General features: G+C 71.3%; 6 protein-coding genes. 3 read left to right on the forward strand and 3 right to left on the reverse strand.

Annotated features, from left to right (window positions below; genetic code table 11):
* The first annotated feature begins 306 nt into the window (after window positions 1–306).
* A complete protein-coding gene (locus HV824_RS34270) occupies window positions 307–2,910 on the forward strand; it encodes a pitrilysin family protein (RefSeq protein WP_176425140.1) in 2,604 nt (867 codons plus the stop codon).
* A gap of 32 nt (window positions 2,911–2,942) precedes the next feature.
* On the opposite strand, the gene HV824_RS34275 is transcribed toward HV824_RS34270, so the two are convergent.
* Both HV824_RS34275 and HV824_RS36970 read right to left on the reverse strand, forming a co-directional pair.
* A complete protein-coding gene (locus HV824_RS34275; protein WP_255208573.1) occupies window positions 2,943–3,854 on the reverse strand; it encodes a hypothetical protein in 912 nt (303 codons plus the stop codon).
* The gene (locus HV824_RS36970; RefSeq protein WP_368738138.1) at window positions 3,851–4,216 is read right to left on the reverse strand and encodes a hypothetical protein; all 366 of its coding nucleotides are present in this window, start codon (window positions 4,214–4,216) and stop codon (window positions 3,851–3,853) included. Before HV824_RS36970 ends, HV824_RS34275 begins: the two co-directional genes overlap by 4 nt.
* A gap of 40 nt (window positions 4,217–4,256) precedes the next feature.
* On the opposite strand from HV824_RS36970, the gene HV824_RS34280 reads away from it, so the two are divergent.
* Window positions 4,257–5,123 (forward strand): 50S ribosomal protein L11 methyltransferase, encoded by an 867-nt coding sequence (locus HV824_RS34280; RefSeq protein ID WP_176425142.1) that lies wholly within the window; start codon window positions 4,257–4,259, stop codon window positions 5,121–5,123.
* A gap of 51 nt (window positions 5,124–5,174) precedes the next feature.
* On the opposite strand, the gene HV824_RS34285 is transcribed toward HV824_RS34280, so the two are convergent.
* Entirely contained in the window at window positions 5,175–6,296 is a 1,122-nt protein-coding gene (locus HV824_RS34285; RefSeq protein WP_176425143.1) for a metal-dependent hydrolase, read from the reverse strand.
* 146 nt (window positions 6,297–6,442) lie between these two features.
* On the opposite strand from HV824_RS34285, the gene HV824_RS34290 reads away from it, so the two are divergent.
* Window positions 6,443–7,055, forward strand: a 613-nt coding sequence (locus tag HV824_RS34290; RefSeq protein ID WP_217917991.1) for an AraC family transcriptional regulator, incomplete at its 3' end; no start/stop codon positions are given.

The raw sequence follows: 7,055 nt of genomic DNA on the forward strand, positions 1-7,055 counted from the left end.
CCACGGGGGCGGGGGCGGCGGGGGCCGCCGAGGCACCGGTGTCTTCCAGGTCCAGGCTTTCGCGCAGGTCCGCGAGCGGATCCACCTCTTCCGGAGGTGACGGCATGGGCGGGCGCAGGTTACCCCCCGGACGGGCGCACCACCAGAGACGCGTGGGCAGGTGCGCGTCCGAAGTTCCATCCATCCGGTCAGACGGCAGCCGTACAGTCTCCTCGACGCCGAGGCTCCCGGGCGTTAGCCAGTGAGGGAAAACATCACACCTCGCCTTGCCCTCCCAGGGGGCCGGTGACACCTTCGAAGGTTTCCATGGCCATCCGCTACGCGCTACCCAACGGGCTTACCGTCGTCTTCGAGGAGCAGCACGCCGCCAAGGTCGCGGCCTTCCAGGTCTGGGTCAAGGCCGGGAGCGCCGACGAGCGGCCGGACCAGGCGGGGCTGGCCCACCTGCACGAGCACATGCTCTTCAAGGGCACCGAGCGGCGAGGCCCCGGTGAGGTCGCCCGGGACGTGGAGTCCCATGGCGGCGAAATCAACGCCTGGACCTCCTACGACCAGACCGTCTACCACATCGTCATCGCCAGCCAGTTCGCCCGGATGGGCCTGGACATCCTGGGGGATGCGGTGCGCCGGTCGGCCTTCGACGCGGGCGAGCTGTCGCGCGAAATCGAGGTGGTGTGCGAGGAAATCAAGCGCAGCCAGGACACGCCGCCCCGCCGCGCCTCGCGAGACCTCTTCTCCACCGCCTACCAGGTGCACCCCTACCGGCTGCCCGTCATCGGCACCGACGAGAGCGTGCGGAGCTTCACGCGGGAGAAGGTGCTGGAGTTCTACCACCGCCACTACACGCCGAAGAACCTGGTGCTGTCGGTGGCCGGCGACCTGCGCGAGGCGGACCTGCGCGAGTGGGTGGACGACATCTTCGGCGGCGACTGGGGCCGGCCGTATGAGGGCCGGGTAGCGCGCGCCCCGGAGCCCGTGGCCGCGGGCCGGCGCGTCCTGCTGCGCCCGGACGAGGTGAAGGAGGCCTACCTCCACCTCGCCTTCGGGATTCCCCAGGCGGACCACGAAGACGTGCCCGCGCTGGACGTGCTGGCGATGATCGCCGGCCAGGGCGACGCGTCCCGGCTGGCGCGAGAGGTGAAGCGCCGCCACAACCTGGTCAACGACATCCACACGTTCGCCTATACGCCCTCGGACCCGGGCATCTTCTCCGCGTCGCTGACGCTCCAGCCCGCCAACGCCGTCCGGGCGCTGGAGGAGACGGCGCGGGGGCTGGCCACGCTGCGCGCCACGCCGGTGACGGCGGAGGAGCTGGCCACGGCCAAGGCGCTGGTGGAGGCGGAGGCCGTGTACCAGCGCGAGACGGTGCAGGGCGTGGCCCGGAAGATGGGCTTCTACCAGTCCGGCATGGGCAGCCTGGAGGCGGAGGCCCGCTACTACGAGGCCGTGCGCAACCTCACGCCCGAGCACCTGCGCGCCGCCGCCGAGCGCTACCTGCGCTTCGACCGCGCCATCGTCACCGGCCTGCTGCCGGAGGGCACGCCGCTGACGGAGGCGCAGGTCCACGAGGTGCTGGACACCGTGGACCGCGAGCCCGCCGCGGCGCCGCCCGAGCGCAAGCCGCGCAAGGTGGCCGTGGGTGACTCGCCGGTGCGCATCCTGAAGGGCACGGGTTCGGGCCCCAGCGACATCATCACGGAGAAGCTGCCGTCGGGCGCGACGATCATCGTGCGCGTGGAGCCGGCGGTGCCGCTGTTCGCCATCCGCGCCGCCTTCGCGGGCGGGCTGCGCTACGAGACGCCGGAGGACAACGGCATCACCACGCTGCTCACCCGCAGCCTCACGCGGGGGACGCCGACGCACCACGCGGAGGAGGTCTCCGACCTCATCGACGCGTTCGCGGGCAGCCTGGGGGGCCAGAGCGGACGCAACTCGGTGGGCCTGCGCGGAGAGTTCCTGTCGCGCCACTTCGAGCCGGCCTTCCGCCTCTTCGCGGACTGCGTGCTGAACCCCTCGTTCCCGGAGGCCGAGGTCGCCCGCGAGCGCACGCTGCTGCTCCAGGACATCCTCACGCGCGAGGACAAGCCGTCCAGCGTGGCCTTCGACCTGTTCAGCAAGACCATCTACCAGACGCACCCCTACCGGATGCCCACCACGGGTGAGCAGGCGTCCGTGGAGCGGCTGACGCCGGAGCTGCTGCGCGCGTGGCACGCGGCGCACATGGACCCGTCGCAGCTGACGCTCAGCGTGGTGGGTGACGTGAAGGTGGACGAGGTGATGGCGCTGGCGCGCGAGTACTTCGGCGCGTCGCGCGGCAAGGCGGTCCCGCCGCCGAAGGTGCCGCTGGAGGCGCCGCTGGAGGGGCCTCGCGAGGCGAAGAAGGTGCTGGCGCGGGCCCAGGCGCACCTGGTGCTCGGCTTCCCGGGCGGCCGGGTAGGCGACCCGTGGCAGCACGCGCTGGAGGTGCTCTCCACGGTGCTGTCCGGCCAGGGAGGGCGGCTCTTCGTGGAGCTGCGGGACAAGCGCTCCATGGCGTACAGCGTCAGCTCGTTCGCCATTGAAGGCGTGGATCCGGGCTACTTCGCCACGTACATGGGCACCAGTCCCGAGAAGGTGGACGCGGCGCTGGCCGGCATCCGCGCGGAGCTGGAGCGCGTGCGCGACGAGCCCATCCCCGCCGAGGAGCTGGCGCGCGCCAAGCAGCACCTCATTGGCACGCACGAGATTGGCCTGCAGCGCAACGGCTCACGCGCGGCGGTGCTGGCGCTGGACACCTGCTACGGCCTGGGCCTGGAGAACTTCCTCCACTACGCGGACCACGTCGCCGCGGTGACGGCGGACGACGTGCGGGATGTGGCGCGAAGAATCATCAACTTCGACCGCAGCGCGATGGCCGTCGTCGGCCCGTAGTTACGCGGTGTCCCTCGGGAAGACGCGCCGCCCTAAAGGGCGGTGCTCCCGAGGGCGCCTTCGATGGCTTCGAGCAGGGGCTGTGCCGGGGCGCCCGGGAGCGTCGTGCAGCCCCGGGCCAGCTCGCGTTTCATCCGGAGCCGGTCCGGCCGTGAGCGCGCCTCTCCCGCCAGCGCCTGCGGGTCCACCGGCGTGGCCAGCAGCGTCGCGCAGGTGCGGAAGGTCTCCAGCCGGTCCAGGTCCTCTTCTTCCAGCGTGACGGGCGTGCCATCCAGCGCCAAGCCGGCAAAGGACAGCCGTTGAATCTCGTCCGCCGTCAGCACCAGCGCCCCGTTGAGGGTGAGCCGGGGCGGAGGCTGCGGGCCCGGCCCTCCCGCCAGCTCCACCACGCCGTCCACGCGCTTGGGCTGGCAAGGCACCTCGCGCAAGGACAGCAGCTCAGCCCGCTTGCGCGTCTCCCGCGTCTCGCCGCTGCGGGAGAGTTGGACGATGCCGGCCACCACCGCGGGTACGCCGACAACGAGCAGCCCCAAGCCCCACCCCGTGGCGACGTCGCGGCTGGAGGCGCCGTAACGGCCGTGCTCGTCGATGGCGGAGCGGTTCGGTGTGTCCGAGAACAACGAGCGTCCCACCAGCAACGTCCCGCCCAGCACCGCGAAGACGCCGCCGCTACTCACCTCCGCCGCCACGCCCGTGTTGCCGTGCGTGGAGATGATGTCCTCCGCGTACTCCCCATGCTGCTCGGTGCGACAGATGTCCGACGAGGAGAACGACAGGGTGAGCCGAGGCCACTGCACCTGCGTCGTGGCGAAGGGGATGCGCTCGTTCAGCGCCTTCTCCTGGGACCAGGTCCGCAAGAGCGGCCCGCGCTCCGTGCGCCGCTCCACGTCCAGCGGCGCGCACCCCACCGCCATCATCAACACCGCCGACCCCAGACGCTTCATGGCTGGCCCCCCCGGAAGAAGCCCGCGACGTCCGGGCACCCGGTGAGAAACCGCGTCGCGTCCGCACAAGCCGGGGGGTGGTCCGTGGACGTGCCTCGGCTGAGCAGGACCTCGCGGCACTCCAGGACGCGCTCCCGAGTGGGGGCTACGAAGCTAAAGGCATCGTCCTCGCAGCCCGTCCGCTGGAGGAGGGTGGCCTCGCAGCTCAGCCCCAGGTCCAACTGCACCGCCACGCAGGAATAGGCCGCCGCTGACTGGCAGAGCCGGACGATGACATCCCGACAAACGGCGTCATCCGGCGCGTCCGGTCCAGAGCAGGCAATCAGGCAGACCAGGGGCCAACAGTGAAGGGGGCGTCTCACGGTGCTTCCACGCTAGCCACGCTGGGATTAAAGGGCCCGCATGTCCCAGACCTATCTGTCACTCACAGTGGAGTTGCCCGAGGAAGCGTCCGAGGCCGTACAGGACCTCATCCACGAGTCGGGCGCGCTGGGCCTCGAGGTGAGGGATCGCGAAGCGCCTCTCATGCCGGGCGTGCGCGGACCGAACCCTGGCGAGGCCATCATCATCGGCTACTTCGACGAGCGCGACACGGCCGAGTCCGCCCGTGACGAGGTGGCGTCGTCCTTCCCCGAGGCGAAGCTCACCTTGGACGAGCAGCCCCAGCAGGACTGGAGCAATGAGTGGAAGTCGCTCATCAAGTCCGTGCATGTGGGCAGGTTGTGGGTCGGTCCCCCCTGGGACAAGGCGAACGCGCCCGCGGGCACCGTGCAGCTCGTGATTGAGCCGAAGATGGCCTTTGGCACCGGTGACCACCCGACGACGTCCCTGTGCCTCGCCGCCGTGGACGCGTACATGGCCGAGCACCCGGGCGCCGCCGTCCTGGACGTGGGCACCGGCACGGGCGTGCTGGCCATCGCCGCGAAGAAGCTGGGCGCGGGCCGCACCGTGGCCACCGACAACGACCCCGTCTCCGTGGAGCTGGCGCAGGAGAACCAGGCGGAGAACGGCACGCCGGACATCGAAGTGTCGGGCAAGGAGCTGACCCAGGTGGAGGGCACCTTCGACCTGGTGCTCGCCAACATCCTGGCCAACACACTCATCGAGCTGGCCCCGCTGATTGTGGCGAAGACGAAGGACCGGCTCGTGCTGGCCGGCGTGCTCGCCCACCAGCGCGCGGACGTGGAAGCCGCCTACCGCAACCTGGGCCTCACCGTGCTGACGGGCGCCACCCAGGGCGAATGGGTGCGCATCGATTTGAAGCGCTGAAGCGCATGGCGCCGTCCCCGCGTGACACGCGCGGGGACGGCGGCCCGCGTGCTACGGCCGTTCGACCCGGACAGGCCGCAGCGCACGGTCCAGCACCACCACCGCCGTGCCCAAACCGCCACTCCGCATCCGTGAGTAACGGACGTCGCGGATGGTGACGTGCCATCCATCAGGGCGCTCCTCCACTTGATAGGTGGGCAGACGCAGCCAGTTGGCCAGCCCCCGAAGCTGCGGCGCCGACAACGCTGCCTGGATGACGGGCCCCGGCTGGGCTTCGCGCGGCACGCTGGCGTCACTGATTTGGAAGCGGCCCGCGTCGTCCGCCAGGAAGTCGGCCCGGACGAAGTGGTAGCGGTCCGGCCCCACGGCGATGATGTCCCGCACGAAGGGGTTGGCCGGCAGCGGCCCTGCAATCGCGCGCTCCACGGAGAGGTCCTGCGAGCGCAGCCACTCCAGCGCGCGCGGCGCGGCCACCTGCGAGCCCACGAAGATGGCGCCCAGGTAGAGAAACAAGCCCACGCCGCAGACCCGCGCCACGCGCTGCGCGGAGAGGACATGGGTCCCCCGCAGCCGCAACCAGACGATGGCGGCCACGCCCACGGCCCACATCACCTTCGCGGGCCACGGGACGAAGGCGGGAACCATGATGAGCGCGGTGGAGGCCACGCCGAGCACCCCCCACCCCGCGGCGGACCTGCGCGTGCGCGCATCCGCCATGATGACGGCGGCGCCCGCGAGCAACCACACCCACGGGTCGATGATGAAGAGCGCGTCGCCGTAGAACCACGTCCCGTCAAAGGGCATCAGCAGCCGGACGCCATACGTGTTGAGCCAGTCGAGCGCGGGGTGGCTCAGCACCGACAGGGTGGACAACACCAGCAGCGGCCCGAAGCGCGCCGGCGGCAGGTCCGGCTGCTTGCGCCGGCGCACGTACCTGTCCCAGAGCAGCATCAGCCCGGTGAGGACGAAGGGCCACAGGGCCAAGGCGAGCACGCCGTGCGTCCAGCCCCGGCGCCAGTAGAGCGAGGCATCCGAGCCCGCGAAGGTGACGATGGCGTCGACGTCCGGCAGGTTGGCGCCGATGACGAGCGTCGCGGTGGCCAGCGGCGTGGTGCGCTTCAGCCCCGCCTCCGCCATCCACGCGCCAACGAGCGAGTGAGCCAGGTTGTCCATGGCCGCACTCTAGGCATGCCCGCACCGGCAGGCGCCTCTCCAGGGTGGTGGGCCCCGCGCCCGAGACACGGTAGCGTCACGCCCGCGTGGAGACGCCGCCCCCTTCCCGGCCACCAACCGACGTCCGCTCCCAGCTCGTGGGGCCGATGCTCGCCTACCTGCGCGCGACGGGGCGCGACCCGTCCCCCCTGGTGGAGCGCTTCGGGCTGCCCGGCAACGCGAGCACACTGCCCGAAGTCACCCTCCCCCTGGCCACCCTGCACGCCTTCCTCGACGCGGCCGAGGCCCTGTCCGGAGACGCCTTCCTCGGCCTGCACGTGGCGCAGCGAGTCCCGCGTGGAAACTACGGACTGGTGGAGTACATCGCCCGGGCCTCCCCCACCGTCCGGGACACCTTCCGCGCGCTGGCCCGGTACATGGCGCTGCTGGAGCCCGCCTGGCGCGCCTCCTTCCAGGACGCACCGGACGGCAGCGGCACCTTCGTCTACGGCATCCCGGGTGAGCCCCTGGCCTATGGCCGCCACGCCAGCGAGTTCGGCCTGGCCCTCTTCGTCCATGTCGGTCGCCAGCTCACCGAGCACCCGTGGAGTCCGCGCCACGTCTCCTTCGCCCACCCCGCACCGGCGGACCTCCGCCCGCTCCAGGAGCACTTTGGCGTCACCCCGGCGTTCGACGCGGGCCGCAACGCCCTGACGCTGGACGCGGCCACGCTGGCGCTGCGTGTGGTGGACGCGGACCCCGTCCTCCTCTCCCTGTCTC

The sequence above is a fragment of the Myxococcus sp. AM009 genome (assembly GCF_013372605.1).
In the GTDB taxonomy this organism is placed as follows: Bacteria; Myxococcota; Myxococcia; order Myxococcales; family Myxococcaceae; genus Myxococcus; species Myxococcus vastator.

Excerpts from the sequence above, each read along its gene's own strand:
- HV824_RS34280 (WP_176425142.1), top strand. The coding sequence starts at position 4,257 with ATGTCCCAGACCTATCTGTCACTCACAGTGGAGTTGCCCGAGGAAGCG.
- HV824_RS34275 (WP_255208573.1), bottom strand. The coding sequence starts at position 3,854 with ATGAAGCGTCTGGGGTCGGCGGTGTTGATGATGGCGGTGGGGTGCGCG.
- HV824_RS34285 (WP_176425143.1), bottom strand. The coding sequence starts at position 6,296 with ATGGACAACCTGGCTCACTCGCTCGTTGGCGCGTGGATGGCGGAGGCG.
- HV824_RS34270 (WP_176425140.1), top strand. The coding sequence starts at position 307 with ATGGCCATCCGCTACGCGCTACCCAACGGGCTTACCGTCGTCTTCGAG.